This window comes from Citricoccus zhacaiensis, assembly GCF_014645315.1.
Taxonomy (GTDB): domain Bacteria; phylum Actinomycetota; class Actinomycetes; order Actinomycetales; family Micrococcaceae; genus Citricoccus; species Citricoccus zhacaiensis.
On the sequence record NZ_BMLQ01000003.1, the window covers coordinates 185804 to 203240 of the forward strand.

At 69.3% G+C, this 17437-nt stretch carries 13 protein-coding genes; 6 read left to right on the top strand and 7 right to left on the bottom strand.

Annotated features, from left to right (window positions below; all coding sequences use genetic code 11):
* Window positions 1-156: 156 nt before the first annotated feature.
* Complete coding sequence (gene thpD / locus IEX49_RS06450) at window positions 157-1065, top strand: ectoine hydroxylase (protein ID WP_188805354.1); 909 nt, start codon at window positions 157-159, stop codon at window positions 1063-1065.
* A 161-nt stretch (window positions 1066-1226) separates the two neighbouring features.
* Here thpD and IEX49_RS06455 read toward each other — a convergent pair whose 3' ends face one another.
* Complete coding sequence (locus IEX49_RS06455) at window positions 1227-2633, bottom strand: MFS transporter (protein ID WP_188805355.1); 1407 nt, start codon at window positions 2631-2633, stop codon at window positions 1227-1229.
* A 229-nt stretch (window positions 2634-2862) separates the two neighbouring features.
* Here IEX49_RS06455 and IEX49_RS06460 point away from each other — a divergent pair, with 229 nt between their 5' ends.
* The 3 genes from IEX49_RS06460 to IEX49_RS06470 are packed head-to-tail and all read left to right on the top strand — an operon-like array spanning window position 2863 to window position 5764.
* On the top strand, window positions 2863-4083 hold the full coding sequence (locus IEX49_RS06460) for an acetyl-CoA C-acyltransferase (protein WP_188805356.1): 1221 nt from the start codon (window positions 2863-2865) through the stop codon (window positions 4081-4083).
* A complete protein-coding gene (locus IEX49_RS06465) occupies window positions 4083-4901 on the top strand; it encodes an enoyl-CoA hydratase/isomerase family protein (RefSeq protein ID WP_188805357.1) in 819 nt (272 codons plus the stop codon). Before IEX49_RS06460 ends, IEX49_RS06465 begins: the two co-directional genes overlap by 1 nt.
* Window positions 4898-5764: a 3-hydroxyacyl-CoA dehydrogenase family protein gene (locus IEX49_RS06470; RefSeq protein WP_188805358.1), complete on the top strand. Its 867-nt coding sequence runs from the start codon at window positions 4898-4900 to the stop codon at window positions 5762-5764. Before IEX49_RS06465 ends, IEX49_RS06470 begins: the two co-directional genes overlap by 4 nt.
* Before the next feature lie 19 nt (window positions 5765-5783).
* Here the strand turns inward: IEX49_RS06470 and IEX49_RS06475 are convergent, their stop codons facing one another.
* The 3 genes from IEX49_RS06475 to IEX49_RS06485 are packed head-to-tail and all read right to left on the bottom strand — an operon-like array spanning window position 5784 to window position 11250.
* Entirely contained in the window at window positions 5784-8315 is a 2532-nt protein-coding gene (locus IEX49_RS06475; RefSeq protein WP_188805359.1) for a GNAT family N-acetyltransferase, read from the bottom strand.
* Window positions 8312-9676, bottom strand: a complete 1365-nt coding sequence (locus IEX49_RS06480; RefSeq protein WP_188805360.1) for a lysine N(6)-hydroxylase/L-ornithine N(5)-oxygenase family protein — start codon at window positions 9674-9676, stop codon at window positions 8312-8314. Before IEX49_RS06480 ends, IEX49_RS06475 begins: the two co-directional genes overlap by 4 nt.
* The gene (locus IEX49_RS06485; RefSeq protein WP_229672324.1) at window positions 9673-11250 is read right to left on the bottom strand and encodes a pyridoxal phosphate-dependent decarboxylase family protein; all 1578 of its coding nucleotides are present in this window, start codon (window positions 11248-11250) and stop codon (window positions 9673-9675) included. The genes IEX49_RS06480 and IEX49_RS06485 overlap by 4 nt, the downstream gene beginning before the upstream one ends.
* Window positions 11251-11442: 192 nt before the next feature.
* Between IEX49_RS06485 and paaZ the strand changes: the two genes are divergently transcribed.
* On the top strand, window positions 11443-13572 hold the full coding sequence (gene paaZ, locus IEX49_RS06490; RefSeq protein ID WP_188805361.1) for a phenylacetic acid degradation bifunctional protein PaaZ: 2130 nt from the start codon (window positions 11443-11445) through the stop codon (window positions 13570-13572).
* A gap of 85 nt (window positions 13573-13657) precedes the next feature.
* On the opposite strand, the gene IEX49_RS06495 is transcribed toward paaZ, so the two are convergent.
* The 3 genes from IEX49_RS06495 to paaI form a co-directional block, all read right to left on the bottom strand.
* A complete protein-coding gene (locus IEX49_RS06495; protein WP_188805362.1) occupies window positions 13658-14272 on the bottom strand; it encodes a TetR/AcrR family transcriptional regulator in 615 nt (204 codons plus the stop codon).
* 14 nt (window positions 14273-14286) lie between these two features.
* Window positions 14287-15657, bottom strand: a complete 1371-nt coding sequence (locus IEX49_RS06500) for an AMP-binding protein (RefSeq protein ID WP_188805363.1) — start codon at window positions 15655-15657, stop codon at window positions 14287-14289.
* 81 nt (window positions 15658-15738) lie between these two features.
* Window positions 15739-16194 carry a hydroxyphenylacetyl-CoA thioesterase PaaI gene (gene paaI, locus IEX49_RS06505; protein WP_188805364.1) on the bottom strand — a complete coding sequence of 152 codons (456 nt, stop codon included), beginning with the start codon at window positions 16192-16194 and terminating at the stop codon, window positions 15739-15741.
* A gap of 230 nt (window positions 16195-16424) precedes the next feature.
* Here paaI and paaA point away from each other — a divergent pair, with 230 nt between their 5' ends.
* Entirely contained in the window at window positions 16425-17435 is a 1011-nt protein-coding gene (gene paaA / locus IEX49_RS06510) for a 1,2-phenylacetyl-CoA epoxidase subunit PaaA (protein WP_188805365.1), read from the top strand.
* Window positions 17436-17437 lie beyond the last annotated feature (2 nt).

Consider the following 17437-nt stretch of genomic DNA (forward strand, 5'->3'; position numbering starts at 1 on the left):
CGCCGCCGTCGTTCCCCCTCGTGGTGGGGGACCGGTTGCGGGGAACGGAACCCCGGGCCACAGTGGTATGTGGGGTGACGGGGCATAGTAGGGCCCGCACCCGTGTGGTGAGAACCACCGAAACCGCGCAGAACACCGAAGGATAGGAGAAGACCGATGACTGCAACGGCAACGCAGCACAGAATCGACACCTACCCCACCCGGAACAATGGTGAGGTCAAGGTCATGCCCCGCGAGGATGCGGTGGTGTGGGGGTCCGCGTCAGACGGCCCGCTGGACCAGGCGACCCTGGACGGCTACGACGCCAAGGGGTACCTGTCGATCGACCGGCTGGTCAGCGACGACGAGGTGGCGGAGTTCCACCGAGAACTCGAACGCCTCTCGAAGGACCCGGAGGTCCGGGCCGATGAGCGCTGCGTGATCGAGGCCAGCAGCCAGGAGGTGCGGTCGGTCTTCGACGTGCACCGCATCAGCCCGGTGTTCAAGAGGATCGCCAACGACCCGCGGGTGGTGGATCGGGCCCGCCAGCTGCTGGGCTCGGACGTCTACATCCATCAGTCCCGCGTGAACTTCAAGCCCGGCTTCGAGGGCAAGGAGTTCATGTGGCACTCGGACTTCGAGACGTGGCACGCGGAGGACGGCATGCCCGCCCCCCGGGCCGTCAGCATCTCGATCTCGATGACGGACAACTACTCGTACAACGGGCCCCTGATGATCATGCCCGGCTCGCACCGCGAGTACGTCTCCTGTGACGGGGCGACCCCGGAGGACAATTACCTCAAGTCCCTGGTCATGCAGGGCGCGGGGACCCCGAGCAAGCAGATCCTGACGGAGTTCTACGATCGCTACGGGATCGACGTGCTGGAGGGCCAGGCCGGTGGTGCCGTCATGTTCGACAGCAACTGCATGCATGCGTCCAACGGCAACGTCACCCCGTTCCCGCGCTCCAACGTGTTCATCGTGTTCAACTCGGTGGAGAACACCATCGAGGAGCCGTACGCGGCGGCCAAACCGCGGCCCGAGTTCGCCGGCTCGACCGACTTCACTCCAGCCGGGCAGCCGTAACCGCCCCGCTGGCCCCCCGTTGCCCGGAACTCCCGACGGCGGCGCACCGCGGCCCGGGTGCCCATCGAGAGTTCGGTGGGCACCCGGGCCGGGTTTTTTTCGCCGCTGCCGCCCCGCGTCGTCGCGGCGGCGGGATGGGGAATTGAGGTGTTGGGGCGCTCCTAGCGGGATCCGTCGGGGCGGACCGCCTTCTCGACCAGGGGGGCGTCCTCCGGGTGTGCGGCCAGGTGTTCCCGGTGTGCCTCGTCCACGTGCAGGTCGGATCCCTCCACGGACTTCGGGACCAGGGACACGGCCACGAAGGAGACGATGGCCAGCGCGGCGATGTAGACACCGATGGTCCAGCTGGCACCGGTACGGTTCAGCAGCAGCTGGGCGATCATGGGGGCGAAGGCGCCGCCGATGATCGAGCCGAAGGCGTAGCCGATGGACACGCCGGAATAGCGGACGTTGGCAGGGAACATCTCGGCATAGAGCGCGGACTGGGGGCCGTATGAGGGGCCGAGGCCGATGGTGAGGATGACGATGGCCAGGGTGAACAGCGGCAGAGAGGCGGTGTCCAGCAGAAACCACATGGGGATCGCCCACAGGATGATGATGCCGTAACCGATCTGGAAGGAGCGGATCTTGCCGATGCGGTCACCGAGCCTGCCGCCGAGCATGGTGAACGCCAACCAGCCGAGGCCGCCGATGAAGGAGGCCACGAGCGTGGACTCCCGGCTCATGCCCAGCACATTGGCGCCGTAGGAGGCGAAGAACGCGATGACCAGGTAGCCGGCCGCGTTGTTGGCGGCGAAGATCAGGGCGGCCAGGATGACGTTCTTCTTGTGGCTCTTCAGGAGCACGCCCAGGGGAGCGGCGGACTCCTTCTTGCGCAGCTGCATCTCCTTGAACACCGGGGACTCGTCCACAGCGCGCCGGATGAGGTACCCCACGAGGATCAGCACCACGGAGGACAGGAAGGGAATGCGCCAGCCCCAGGCCATGAAGGCCTCCTCGGACATGGAGCTGGTCAGTAGCGTCATGAAGGCGGTGGCCAGCAGCATGCCGATCGGGACACCGATCTGCGGGTAGGAGCCGAAGGTGCTGCGCAGGTTGCGCGGGGCGTGCTCGACCGACATCAGGGCGGCTCCGCCCCATTCGCCACCGGCGGAGAAACCCTGGACGATGCGCAGGAAGATCAGGAGGATCGGAGCCCAGACGCCGATCACGGCGTGGGTGGGCAGCATGCCGATCAGGGCCGTGGCCCCGCCCATGCCGACCAGGGTGAGCACCAGGATCATCTTGCGTCCGTACTTGTCCCCCAGGTGGCCGGCGATGATGGCGCCGAGGGGGCGGAACAGGAAGCTGATGCCCAGGGAGGCCCAGGAGACCACCTGGGCCAGGGGTGCGTTCTCCGCGGCCAGCGGCGCGAAGAACAGGGGCGCCAGCACGAAGGCCGCGGCCTGGGCATAGATGAAGAAGTCGTACCACTCGATGGTGGTGCCGACGAGGGTGCCGGCGAGGACCTTGCGCTCCTCGGCGCTGCGCCGCGGGCGGGCTGCCGCTGCGGTCTGTGAATCTGCCATGGTGAGCTCCAGACGAGGGTGGGATGCTGAGGACGGTGCGGATTAGTGACTGACCGTTCGGTCACCGCACGATGATAATCCACTCCTGTGAGTCACGCCACATTCGCCCTGGGGTGACTCGCCTGGTTGACCCTTCCCGCCGGGGGTGCGAATCTAATAGTGAACGATTGGTCGGTAATTGCCTGCCGTCCATCAGTGAGACCCAGCATCCCCGTTGAACGGAGCCGAAGTGAGCGAAGCATTCCTGATCGGAGGTGCCCGCACGCCGGTCGGCCGGTACGGGGGTGCCCTCTCCTCGGTCCGGCCGGACGACCTGGCCGCCGTCGCCATCCGCGCCGCCGTCGAGCGGGCCGGACTGGACCCGGCCTCGGTCGATGAGGTCATCTACGGCAATGCCAATGGCGCGGGCGAGGAGAATCGCAATGTCGCCCGGATGGCCTGGTTGCTGGGCGGCTACCCGGACCACGTCCCCGGCATCACCGTCAACCGCCTCTGTGCCTCGGGCATGAGTGCCATCCAGATGGCCACCCACATGATCCAGGCCGGTGCGGCCGAGATCGTGGTGGCCGGCGGCGTCGAGTCCATGTCCCGCGCCCCCTGGGTCATGGAGAAGCCGGCCACGCCGTTCGCCAAGCCGGGCGAGGTCGTGGACACCTCCATCGGCTGGCGCTTCACCAACCCGGCCTTTCTGTCCGGGGAGTACTCCCGCGGTGGTAAGACCACCTACTCCATGCCGGAGACGGCCGAGGAGGTGGCCCGGGTCTACAACACCTCGCGCGAGGACTGCGACGCCTTCGCCGTCCGGTCCCACGAACGTGCCCTCGCCGCCATCGAGGCCGGGCGCTTTGCCGACGAGATCGTCCCCGTGACTGTCAAGGGACGCAAGGGCGCCGAGACGGTGGTGGACACCGATGAGGGGCCGCGACCGGGAACCTCGGCCGACGTCCTCGCCGGGCTGCGCCCCGTGGTGAAGGGCGGCAGCGTGGTCACCGCCGGCAATGCCTCCACCCTGAATGACGGGGCGTCCGCGATCGTCGTCGCCTCCGAGGCCGCCGTGGAGAGGTACGGGCTCACGCCTCGCGCGCGGGTGCTGGCGGGTGCCTCGGCCGGACTGGCGCCGGAGATCATGGGCATGGGCCCGGTCCCCTCCTCCCGCAAGGTGCTGGAACGCACGGGCACCGCAGTCGGTGACCTGGCCGCCGTCGAACTCAACGAGGCCTTCGCCTCGCAGTCCCTGGCTAGCCTGCGTGAGCTGGGCCTGGATGCGGGAACGGTGAACAACGACGGCGGCGCGATCGCCCTCGGGCATCCGCTCGGCTCCTCCGGGTCCCGGATCGTGATCACCCTGCTCGGCCGGCTCGAGCGTGAGGCGTCCCCGGGCGCGCGGGGCCTGGCCACGATGTGCGTCGGCGTCGGCCAGGGTGCGGCGCTGCTGGTGGAGGCGGTCTGATGGCACCGCTGGACGCTTTGGACCTTGACGGCTTCACGACGCTGGTGGTCCAGGAGCGCGAGGACCGACTCGTGGTGCGGTTGCACCGGCCCGAGGTGCGCAACGCGATTGACCAGGTGATGGTCGATGAGCTGCACGCGGTCTGCGCCCACCTGGAGCGGACGCCGAAGGTCTTGATTCTCACGGGGGCGCCCTCGGATGCCGAGGCCGGGACCAAGGGCGTCTTCGCCTCGGGAGCGGACATCGGCCAGTTGCGCCAGCGGCGCCGGGACGATGCGTTGGCCGGGATCAACTCCACGATCTTCGATCGGCTTTCTCGGTTGCCCCTGCCGGTGATCGCCGCCCTGGAGGGTTATGCCCTGGGCGGGGGTGCAGAGTTGGCGTATGCCGCGGACTTCCGGATCGGGACGGCGGCGCTGCGGATGGGCAACCCGGAGACGAACCTGGGCATCATGGCCGCCGCGGGGGCGACCTGGCGGCTGAAGGAACTCGTCGGTGAGCCGCTGGCCAAGCAGATCCTGCTGGCCGGCCGAGTCCTGACCGGGGCCGAGTGCCTGGCAGCCGGACTGATCAGCGAACTGGTCGAGCCGGAACAGCTCCTCGACGCCGCGCACTCGTTGGCGGATCGGATCTGTGCGCAGGACCCGCTGGCGGTGCGGATCACCAAGTCGGTGTTCCATGCCCCGCGGGAGGCCCATCCGGTGATCGACACCCTGGCCCAGGGCATGCTCTTCGAGTCCGAGGCGAAGTTCGACCGCATGCAGGCCTTCCTCGACCGCAAAGCCAGCAAGACCAACACCAGCCGGGAGCAGTCATGAGTAGTGCAGAGTCCGCAATGGTTCCGGCCCGGGTCGGCGTGCTCGGTGGTGGGCGGATGGGTGCCGGGATCGCCCACGCATTCCTGATCAAGGGCGCCGAGGTGGTCGTGGTGGAGAGGGACGAAGCTGCTGCGGCTGCGGCCCGTGCACGGGTGAGCGCGTCGGCCGCGGCGTCAATCGAGCGCGGCGTGCTGGAGGGCCCGCTGGAGCAGGTCCTGGACCGCCTGACCGTATCCCTGGACCGAGGAGACTTCGCCGACCGGGAGCTGGTGATCGAGGCGGTCCCGGAGGACTGGGAGCTGAAGGTCTCATCCCTCAAGGACGTCGAGCGGCATCTGAACGACGGGGCGGTGCTGGCCTCGAACACCTCGAGCCTGTCCGTCACCGGGCTCTCGGCCGAACTGGTGCACCCGGAGAACTTCCTCGGCCTGCATTTCTTCAACCCGGTCCCGGCCTCGGCCCTGATCGAGGTCGTGGTCGGGGCCCAGACCGCCCCCGAATGGGTGGCAGCGGCCCGGGCGTGGACTGCGGGACTGGGCAAGACCGCCGTCGTGGTCAATGACGCCCCGGGCTTCGCCTCTTCCCGCCTCGGGGTCGCGATCGCGCTGGAGGCCATGCGCATGGTCGAGGAAGGGGTGGCCACGGCCGAGGACATCGACAACGCCATGGTCCTGGGCTACAAGCACCCCACCGGGCCCCTCAAGACCACGGACATCGTCGGGCTGGACGTGCGCTTGGGTATCGCCGAGTATCTGGCCTCCACCCTCGGTGAGCGCTTCGACCCGCCCCAGATCCTGCGGGACAAGGTCGCCGCCGGCGACCTCGGCCGCAAGACCGGCCAGGGCTTCTTCACCTGGACCTGACCCTCCACGCCCCTTGCGCTCAGGCTCCGTGGCCCGCCAGCGGATTGTCGAGGTCCCCGGCGTAGGCCAGGGATCCGGCGGGGTCCGTCAGATCGACCATCTGGCGGTTGTTCCGCAGCTGCAGTCGGTTCAGGCAGGACAGCCGGAAGGTCGGCTCCAGCAGGCGCAACGCATCGAAGCGTTCGGCCGTCTCCGGGTGCCGGGACCGGTAGTCCGTCAGGCGTCCGGCCACCACAACCCAGAACTGCTCCTCGGTGACCAGACCCTCGCGGTCGAGCAGCGGGGCCAGGAAGCGCAGGAAGCAGTCCACGATATCCGTCAGGATGGAGAGTCCATGGTCCTCCGGGGCCACGTCGCCCCGGAGGCGTTCGACGCCCGGGGGCAGGTCCGTCCGGTCCCCGAGCACCGCGACCTCCTCCGCCAGGTCCTTGAGCAGCACCCGCTCGGGGGCGCCGTCCCGCAGCACCAGGATCACGTTCTCCCCGTGCGGCATGAAGACCAGGTCATGGCGGACCAGGCAGTGCACGATCGGCACCAGGTAGGCGTCCAGGTACCGTTCCAGCCACTCGGTGGTCCCCAATCCGGAGCGGCGGATATAAGCAGCGGCCAGGGAGGCGCCGTCGGCATCCGTGTGCAGTAGCGAGGCCATGGTGGCGAGCTGCTCGCCCGGGCCGATCCGCGTGGCCGGTGACTCCCGCCAGAGGGCCGCGAGCATCTTCCGATAGGCCGAGTCCCGCTCCGTGGCCGCATGGAACAGCGGGTTGGCATACCCGACGGCGGCGACCTCGCGCAGCAGCTGGACCCGCCCCGGGTCCAGCTCGGGGTCCGCGGCGAACAGCCCCTGCAGCCAGTCGTTGATCGCCGGCGTCGCGTCCATGTACTCAGCGGACAGCCCGCGCAGGAACCCCATGTTGAGGACGGACAGGGCCGTCTTGACGTAGTGCCGCTCCGGGGCCGAGCGGTTGAAGAACGTCCGGATGGACTGCTGCGGCTGGTAGAGGTCCTCCGTGGCCCCCAGGTGCACCAGGTGCCCCGTGGCCACGTCCGCGGCAAAGGTCACCGACAGGCGGTGACGCCACTGCCAGGGGTGCACCGGCAGCGGCAGGAAGTCCGCGGCGTCCAGCCCCGTCTCCCGGCAGGCTTGCTCCACCCGGGCGCGGAACGCGGACCGCAGTTCGGGGCCGAGCTCAGCCTCGAGCAGTCCGTCCAGGGCCAGCCCGTCCACCGCGGTGAACCGGGTCCGGGACACATGGGCTGCCACCCACTCCAGGGGCAGGGCCGATCCGGTCTCCGGGGCCAGATCCAGGTAGTCGTCCGAGCCCAGCCCGAGACGGCCGTTGTTGGCCACGAAACAGGGGTGGCCCTCGGTCATGGCGGCCTCGATCCGTTGGAAGTCGGCCACGGCGTCGCCTGTGCCGGCGGCGAGCTGCGCCGAGGTGGCCACCGAGTGCAGCTGCTTGTAGCAGTGGGAGGCCAGCGTGCTGCCGATCTCCTCCAGGTACACCGGCAGTTGCGCCGCGGACAGGCCCAGCACGTCGCGGAAGGCCGTGACGAACCGCTGGACGTCGGGCACCGCCGGCACCCAGCCGGCGTCGGGAATGGTCTCGGGATCACCCGGCGTCCCGACGCCGGCCCCCTCGCCGCCCTCACGAGCCTCGCCCGGGTGCACGGTCTGCTCCTCGCAGCGCAGGGAAGCGGCGTCGATGTCCCAGTGGTCCAGTGCGTAGCGCCGGGCCTGGAACCGGTAGCGCACACCGGGCCCGTCCACGTGCCACGCGTCTGACTGGAGCACGGGTTCGAGGAGCCGCTCATGGGTGAATTCGGCGAGGGCCTTGGCCAGCAGATGGCGGTTGGCGGTGGCCCAGCGTGCCGGAGACAGGTGGGCGACGGTCTCCGAGGGGCGGCCGGTGGCGGTGGCGAAGTCGGACCGGGTGCAGAAGGAGAGCTGGGCCGTCTTCGCGGGGGCCCCGTCCGCCGCGGGCAGGTCCAGCCGCTCGACGGGACGGAAGCCACACCGTGCATTGAGCGCCTGGATCGCGGAGTTCCGCGCATCCGGTTCGACCACGACGCGCAATACCGCCGGATCCGCGAACAGATGCGCCAGCGACGCCTCCATCGCGGCGGCGCTGTAGCCGGACTCGGGACCGCCGGTGGTGGCCGGGCTGCCGAGAACCGCGGTGGCCGGGCCCGGCAGCAGCAGGTGCAGTCCGGCGTCGCCGTGCCGCCAGGCGTAGCGGCCGGCCAGCACGGACTGGGCCGGATCATAGGTCTCGAGCAGGAAGGCCGGTGCCCCGCCGCTGTGTTCGTCCAGGGCGATGAGCGCGTGGTGGTGCGGGTCGGCGGCGATCCGCCCGTGCTCGGCACGGACCTGCTCGACGCTCGATCCGGTCAGGCCCCAGTAGTGGGCCCGTTCCGTGCTGACCCAGGAGTGGAGCAGCTCGGCATCGGCTGCCGGGTCGACGGGGCGGAAGGAGAACCGGGGTGTGGCCCGGGCGGTGCCAGCGGTGCGGCGCGCGGGCGCCGGGGTGGGGAGGGTGGTCTGGTCGATCATCGAAGGGCCTCCTGGAGGTCTGCGGACGGGGTCGTCTGTGCTGGGGTGCCGGCGGCAGCATCGGCGGCGGGGTCGAAGGTCGCGTGGCTGCCGGGCGTCCCGAATTCCTGGAAGGCGATCCGGCGCTCCACCACGTAGTGCTCGCGACCGCACAGGCGGTTGACGAGCACGGAATTGCGGTAGGCGCCCATCCCCAGGTCCGGCGCCGTGAACCCGTGGGTGTGCAGTTCGGCATTCTGGACGAACACGTCGCCGTGCCGGCTGATCCCGTAGCCACGGTCCACGTCCCAGCGCCCGTCCGGGAGGCGGGACAACCGTTCCTCGACACCGGCCATGAAGTCCGGCTGACGGTAGCCATAGCCGGTGGCCAGGACGACGGCGTCGACCTCGGCCTCCTGGAGCCCGCCGTCCTCGCCGTGGCGCAGGGACAACACCAACCGGCCGGTGCTCTCGCGGATGCCTTCGAGCGCGGTGGCCGTCCGTAGGGTGGCCGGGGAGGGGCCGTCCACGCTGGCCGCGTAGAGGCGGTCGTAGATGCTGTTCAGCAGGTCCGCGTTGACACCCTTGTACAGGCCATGATGCTCCGCGCCGAGGCGGTCCCGGACGGATTGCGGCAGGGCGGTGAAATGGTCGATGTAGTCCGGGGACGTCATCTCCAGGGTCGGCTTGGTGTACTCGAGCGGGAAGAACCGGGGGGACCGGGTCAGCCACTCCACGTGTCGGTGTTCGCCGGCTCCGGCCAGCAGGTCGTCGAAGACCTCGGCGGCGCTCTGCCCGCTGCCCACGACCGCGATCCGCTCGGCCGCCAGCAGTCGTTCCCGGGCGGGCAGATAGCTGGAGGAATGGACAACGCGCGGGTCGGAGCGCAAGGTGCCGGGGACGGCGTCGGGCATCCGGGGTTCGGTGCCGGTGCCCAGGACGAGGTTTCGTGCGGCCAGGGTGCGCGGGCCGTCCGGGGTGTGGGCGGTGACGCGGTAGGCCGTGCCGTCATGGCGGATGTCCGTCACCCGGTGCCCGTACCGGACCGGCAGCTGCTCGGCGGCCCAGGCGAGGTACTTCGCGTACTCGGCGCGCAGGGCGTAGAAGTCCTCGCGGATGTAGAAGGGATAGATGCGTCCGGCGTCCTTGAGGAAGGCCAGGAAGGAGAGGGGATGGGTGGGGTCGGCCAGGGTGACCAGGTCGGCGAGGAACGGCACCTGCAGGTGTGTGCCCGCCAGCATCATCCCGGGGTGCCATTGGGGTGCGTCCCGCCCCTCGAGGACCACGACGTCCAGACCGGCAGGGCCGGCCAGGGCGGCGAAACCCAGGTTGAACGGTCCGGCGCCGATCGCGATGGCGTCGTGGACGATGGTCGCGCTCATGCGGCCACCTCCGATCCGGCCACGGCACGCCCATGCCGGACCACAGCCTCCAGAATGGCCCGGACGTCGGCCACGGTGGTGCGCGGGTTGAGCAGGGTCAGCTTCAGGTGACGCCGGCCGGCGACGGTGGTGGCGGCGACCATGGTCTCGCCGGAGCGGTACAGCGAGCGCCGGAGGGCATCCTGCAGCCGGTCCACGGCCACGCCGTCCGCCCCAGGTCCCCATCCCGGATCGAACCGGAACACCACGGTTCCGAGCTGGACCGGGGCGGCGAGCGCGAGCTGCTCGGTGTCTTCCACCAGCCGGCCCGCCTCGGCGGCCAGTTCCAGGGTGGCGTCGAAGAGCCGGCCGAGGACGTCGGAGCCCAGGGACCGCAGGGTCACCCACAGTTTCAGGGCATCGAAGCGCCGGGTGGTCTGCAGCGACTTGTCCACCTGGTTGGGGCTGTCCGGATCCTGGTCCGGGTTGAGGTAGTCGGCGTGGTGCGTGATGTGGGCGAACCGGTTGCCCTCGGCCACCAGCAGCGCACTCGAGCCGATGGGCTGGAAGAACGACTTGTGGAAGTCCACGGTCACGGAGTCGGCCTGTTCGATCCCCGCGAGCCAGTGCCGGCGGGTGGGGGAGGCGAGCAGTCCGCAGCCGTAGGCGGCGTCAACGTGGAACCAGGCACCGTTCCTCCGGGCCGTCGAGGCGAGATCGTCCAGGGGGTCGATGGACCCGAAGTCCGTGGTGCCGGCCGTGGCGACGACGGCCAGGGCGCGCAGTCCCCGCGCCGCGTCCTCGCCCATGGCCCGTTCCAGGGCCACCTGGTCCATGCGGTGGTTCCGGTCCACGGGGATCGGGACGACTGCCTCCTCACCCAGACCGAGGTGGACGGCGGACCGTACGATGCTGAAGTGGCTGTCCTGGGAGGCGTAGATCCGCCAGCCGGTCAGTCGCTCCGGGAGGGAGCCGGTGCCGGGCGAGACGGCACGGTTGCGGGCCATCAGCAGGGCTTGCAGGTTCGACTGGGTGCCGCCGCTGGTGAAGATCCCGTCCGCGGCCGGCCCCAGTCCGGCCAGGTCGGCGGCCCACCGCACCAGTCGCCGCTCGATCAGGGTGGCGCCGGCCGACTGGTCCCAAGTGTCCATGGAGGTGTTGATGCTCGTGACCAGCGCCTCCGCGGCCACAGCCGGCAGTGCCACCGGGCAGTTCAGGTGGGCGGCGTACCGGGGATGGTGGAAGTACACCGCGTCGTCCAGGTAGAGCGAGGACGCCTCGGCCAACGCGGCCTCGGTCGAGCCGAGTGGTGCCGCGAGGTCGATGGCCGAGACGGACTCCTGCAGGTCAGCCGGGTCCGGTCCCGTCGTCGGCGACTGCGCCCGGACGATTGCCGCGGCGGCCAGCAGGGCCGCGGTCCCGGTGTCCTGCACGAAGCGGTGCGCGTTGTCGGCGGAGAGGAGGGCGGAGGCCGCCGCCGGGTGCCGTAGGGCGAGGCTGTCCGGGGCCTGCATCGGGCTGGTGCGGCTGTTCGGGCCGGTCTGACCGGTCGGATCCGCCAGAGCCATCTGCTCGGTGGAGCTGGGGGCTGTCATACTGTCCCTTCGTTGATGAGGTTAGCCTTACCTAACCGGCGTCCATTAAACGCACAGGGATGGGTCGTAATTCAACTGGACCTTTGGTCAATGGCGAGTCCAACAACTCCGCCACGGAGGGTGTGTGCTGGGCCACCGTCCTGTTAGGGTGGAGATGATTACTGACCGATCGTTCAGAAAGGCCTCTGCCGGATGAGCACGCACACCATCACCGCCACAGTCCCCAGTTATGTCCTCGACCAGTGGTGGACCCCCGCGGAGGGCTCCCGCACCGCGGAGGTCCGGGACGCCAACACCGGCGAGGCCATGCTCCGTTTCGGGGCCGAGGGCCTGGACCTCGGCGAGGTACTGGCGCACGCCCGCACCATCGGCCAGCGCGAGCTCGGGGCGTTGACCCTGCACGAGCGGGCGCTGAAGCTCAAGGAGCTCGCGCTGTTCCTCAACAGCAGGCGTGATGAGCTGTACGCCCTGTCCCACCGCACGGGGGCCACCCAGGTGGACAACATGGTGGACATCGACGGCGGTATCGGCGTGCTGTTCACCTACTCGTCCAAGGGGCGGCGTGAACTGCCCAACGCCAACGTCATCCAGGACGGGGGAGTGGAGCCGCTGTCCAAGGACGGTTCCTTCATCGGCACCCACATCTACACCCGGATCCCCGGGGCTGCCGTGCAGGTCAACGCCTTCAACTTCCCGGTCTGGGGCATGCTCGAGAAGTTCGCGCCGGCCTTCATCGCCGGCGTGCCGACCATCGTCAAGCCGGCCACCCCCACCGGCTATGTCACCGAGGCCGCCGTTCGGATCATGATCGAGTCCGGGATCCTGCCGCCCGGCTCGCTGCAGTTGATCTCCGGATCCGCCCGCGGGCTGCTGGACGTCATGGACTACCGGGACCTGCTGGCCTTCACCGGCTCGGCCTCCACAGCGCAGTCGCTCAAGGCCCATCCGAACGTGGTGACCGGCGGCGTCCGCTTCACCGCCGAGACCGACTCGCTCAACGCCGCCATCCTCGGCCCTGACGCCGTCGAGGGCACCCCGGAGTTCGACGCCTTCGTCAAGGCTGTCGTCACCGAGATGATCGTCAAGGCCGGGCAGAAGTGCACCGCCATCCGGCGCACCATCGTCCCCGAGGGTCAGCGGGAAGCCGTGGGCCGGGCCGTCTCCGCGCGGCTGGACTCACGCGTGGTCCTCGGCGATCCGCACGCCGAGGGCGTCACCATGGGTGCCCTGGCCTCCCTGGACCAGTTGCGGGACGTGCGTGGTGCCGTCGAGGAGTTGCTCGCCGCCGGCGGTGAACTCGCCTATGGAACCCTGGACGCCCCCACGGTGCGCACCGCCTCAGGCGAGGAGGCCGTCGTCGAGCAGGGTGCCTTCATGTCCCCGGTGCTGCTGTCCTGGGCGGACGGGGATGCCGAGGCCGTGCACTCTCGCGAGGCCTTCGGTCCCGTGACCTCCCTGCTGGGCTACACCGACGTGGCCGACGCCGTCCGCCTAGCCGCCCGCGGTTCCGGTTCCCTCGTGGCCACGGTGTGCACGAACGATCCGGAGGTCGCGCGCGAACTGACTGCCGGGATCGCCGGCCACCACGGCCGCGTTCACCTGCTCAACCGGGAGACCGCCCGGTCCAGCACCGGACACGGCTCGCCGATGCCCCAGTTGGTCCACGGCGGGCCGGGCCGGGCCGGGGGCGGCGAGGAGCTCGGCGGCATCCGCGCCGTCCTGCACCACATGCAGCGCACCGCCCTGCAGGGCTCGCCCAACCAGGTCACGGCCGTCACCGGCGTGTGGCAGACCGGGGCGGACCGCCGCATCGCGGGCTCCCCGGCCTACGGGGCCGAGGCCGGCCAGAAGCACCCGTTCCGCAAGTCGCTCACCGAATTGCGGGTCGGCGACGCCCTGGCCTCGGACCTGCGCCAGGTCACCCAGGAGGACATCACCGCGTTCGCCCGCACCACGGGGGACACCTTCTACGCCCACACGAACCCGGAAGCGGCCGCCGCCAACCCCTTCTTCCCGGGCACCGTGGCGCACGGCTACCTGCTGGTGGCCTGGGCCGCCGGACTCTTCGTGGAGCCGGCTCCCGGTCCGGTGCTGGCCAACTACGGCCTGGAGAACCTGCGGTTCGTCACGCCGGTGGCCGCCGGTGACTCCATCCGCATCACCCTGACCGCCAAGAGGATCACCCCGCGGGTGACGGACGAGTACGGCGAGGTGGTCTGGGACGCCGTGATCCACAACCAGGACGACGAGATCGTGGCGACCTACGACGTCCTGACCCTGGTCGAGAAGGAGGACACCCTCTACCGGAACTGGACTGACTGAGGTCCGCCTATCGAACCTGAGCACGACGGCGGCCGGTCACCTTCTCGCGGAGGGTGACCGGCCGCCGTCGTGCTGGGGCGTTGGGTCAGGGGCGGGCGCGCAGCCCGTCCACGATCATGGCGATCGCGTTCTCCTCGACCTGCGCGGGCGAGACGGGCCCGTCCGGGCGGTACCACTCCACCAGGGAGTTGATCATGCCGAACATCAACCGGGTGGTGGTGCGCGGCTCCACGTCGCTGCGCACCTTTCCCTCCGCCTGGGCCGCTACTACGAGGTCCACGATCTTGTGGTCCACCGTTCGGCGGCGCTGCAGGGCGTCACGCTCGATCTCGGTGTTGCCGCGCAGGCGCAGCAGCAGGGTCACGTAGGGCTGGCGGTCGATGAGGACGCGGATGGTGGAGCGCAAGATGAACTCGAGGCGCTCGATGGTGCCGCCCTTCTGGGCACGCTCGTCCTCACCGATGGCCTCCAGGGGGACCAGGGCCTCGTCCAGGGCCAGCCGCAGCAGGTCACCCTTCGAGGGCACGTGGTGGTAGATCGCCGACTTGCTGACCCCGAGCTCCACGGCGAGCATCCCCATGGAGGTGGCGTCATAGCCATGGCGGTTGAACACCTGGACGGCGATCTCCAGCACCGAGTCCTGGTCATAGCCGGGCCGTCCCCGCCGGGGGGACTTCGGCACGGCGGAAGCGGTCGTCATGTCAGGTCTCCTGATCAGCGCGGGCGAGTGGTCCTGCGGTCCTGCGGTCCTGCGGTCCTGCGGACTCGGGGCGTGCGCAGGTCGTGGATCCGCTTCAGCTTACCCACGGACCGGGGCAGGGCCTCCGGGTCCACCACGTCGATGCGGCAGCTCGAGCCCACATGGATCTTGATGAGCTTCTGCAGCTCTGCTGCGGCGGCCAGCGCCCGATCCGTGGTGCAGTCATCCCGGCGCTCGATCCTCACCGCCAGTTCGTCCATCCGGCCTGGTCGGGTGATCTCCAGCTGGAAGTGCGGGGACAGGCCGGCGACGGTGAGGGCGAGTTCCTCGATCTGGCTGGGGAACAGGTTCACCCCGCGCAGGATGATCATGTCGTCCGAGCGCCCGGTGATCCGGCCCATCCGCCGGTGGCCCGGGCGGGCGGTGCCGGGCAGCAGTCGGGTCAGGTCGTGGGTGCGATAGCGGATGATGGGCAGGGCCTGCTTGGTCAGTGCCGTGAACACGATCTCGCCGTGCTCGCCGTCCCCGAGGACCTTGGTGTCGTCGAAGGCGTCCACGATCTCCGGGCGGAAATGGTCCTCCCAGATGTGGCATCCGTCCTTCGTCTGCCCGGACTCGCCGGCGACCCCGGGGCCCATGACCTCGGAGAGGCCGTAGATGTCGCAGGCGTCGATGGCGAACATCTCCTCCAGCTCGTGGCGCATCTCCTCGGTCCACGGTTCGGCGCCGAGCACGCCGACTTTCAGCGACGTCTTGCGTGGGTCGAGGCCGGCGCGCTGCATGGCATCGCCGATCGTCAGCAGGTAGGTGGGGGTGCACAGGATGGCATCCGGTTGGAAGTCCTGGATCAGGGTGATCTGCTTCTCCGTCTGCCCGCCGGACATCGGAATGACCGTGGTGCCGAGGCGTTCAGCGGCCCCGTGGGCCCCCAGGCCGCCGGTGAAGAGCCCGTAGCCGTAGGCGTTGTGGACCTTCATGCCCGGGGTGACGCCCGCGATCCGGAGGCAGCGAGCCCCCAGTTTGGCCCAGTCATCCAGGTCCTGCTGCGTGTAACCGACCACGGTGGCGCGGCCGGTGGTGCCGGAGGAGGCGTGGATGCGAGCCACCTGCTCCTGCGGAACGGCGAACATGCCGAAGGGGTAGGAGCGGCGCAGGTCCTCCTTGTCCGTGAAGGGGAACTTTGCCAGGTCGGACAGATCCTTCAGGTCGCTGGGGTGGACCCCGGTGGAGTCGTACTTCTCGCGGTAGAGCGGGACGCGCTCATAGGCGTAGGCAACCGTGTCCTGGAGACGCTTGAGCTGCAGTGCCTCGATCTGATCGCGGCTCATCGTCTCCTCAGGGTCCAGCCCGAGGGTCGCGTCGGTCGTGGAAAGGGTCTCGGTCATCATCGGAAGCCTTAATGTGTGCGGTGGTGCTGGGGACGTGCGGAGGAGCGTTGAGGACGGAGGGGGACGGCGCGCTCCGGGTCAGCGCTTGGGGATGGTGCGGGAACGCCCGCGGAACTCCGCGATGACCTCGGTGCCACCCTCCGGCAGGGACTGGCGGACCTGGATGTCGTAGAGGCCGCTGCGGCCGTTCTGGTGGCGCCGGTCAGCCACTGCCGTCAGCAGCCGCCCTGGGATGCCGGGCTTCAGGAAGTTCATGTCCACGCCCGAGGCTACGGTGACCGTCTCATCCGATCCCTCGGCCGGATTGCACGCCAGTGCGAAGGCCGAGTCGGCGAGGGCGAACACCATGCCCCCGTGGGCGATGCCGAAGCCGTTCAGCATCTCCTGGCGCAGCGTCATGGTGATGACGGCGTGCCCATCGGCGATCGCCTCGACCTCGATGCCCATCCACTCACTGGCCGGGTCGTCCCTGAGGATGGCGTGCCAGTCGCCGAGCCGTGACGGTACTGGCGATGCCTTCTCCGTGGTGGTCATGCCGCTCCAATCATTCTTTACTGAACGATCATTAGGTAATCTCAATCTGTGACCTGGGTCAAGTTCCGGGTCGCGGTCAGCGGAGGCCGCGTGTTGACGACCGGCGACTCGATGCCTATATACTGAACGAACGGTCGGTAAATACGCGGCTCCCGACCGTGCCCCTGTGGCACTGATGAGACGACATCCGCCGAACCGCACACGGCGAATCCGAGAATGAGGTGGTCACCATGGCCGAACAGAAGAGCTCCGGCGGGCACCTGGCTGCCGTCCGGACACCGGAGGACATCGCGGGCCAGCGCCGGTTCGAGGCGATCATCGCCGATGACTCCCGCATCGAGCCCCGGGACTGGATGCCCGAGGCCTACCGCAAGTCCTTGACCCGGCAGATGTCCCAGCACGCCCACTCCGAGATCATTGGGATGCAGCCGGAAGCCAACTGGATCACCCGTGCCCCCAGCCTCAAGCGCAAGGCCATCCTCATGGCCAAGGTGCAGGACGAGGCGGGCCATGGTCTCTACCTGTACTCGGCCACCGAGACCCTGGGAACCGACCGGGACACCCTGAACAACCAGCTGCTGACCGGACGCGCCAAGTACTCCTCGATCTTCAACTATCCCGCCCGCACGTGGGCGGACATGGGCGCCATCGGCTGGCTCGTCGACGGCGCGGCCATCGCCAACCAGGTGCCGCTGTGCCGTGCCTCCTACGGCCCCTACGGCCGGGCCATGGTGCGCATCTGTAAGGAGGAGTCGTTCCACCAGCGGCAGGGATTCGAGATCCTGCTGGAACTGTCCCGCGGCACCGAGGCCCAGCGGAAGATGGCCCAGGACGCCATTAACCGTTTCTACGCTCCGGCGCTGATGATGTTCGGGCCCTCGGACCAGGACTCGCCGAACTCGCAGCAGTCCATGGCGTGGAACATCAAGCGCTTCTCCAACGACGACCTGCGTCAGCGGTTCGTCGGCATGATCGTCGAACAGGTCAAGGTCCTCGGCCTGAGCCTGCCGGACCCGGACCTGCGCTATGACGAGGAATCCGGTCAGTGGCTGCACATGGACCTGGACTGGGACGAGTTCAAGCGGGTGGTCTCCGGGGGTGGCCCGTGTAACTCCCAGCGCTTGGCCCGTCGCCGGGAAGCCCATGAGGACGGGGCCTGGGTCCGTGAGGCCGCAGCAGCCTTCGCCCGGAAGCAACAGAACGAGAAGAACCAGCATGACCAGAAGGCAGAGGTGGCCTGACC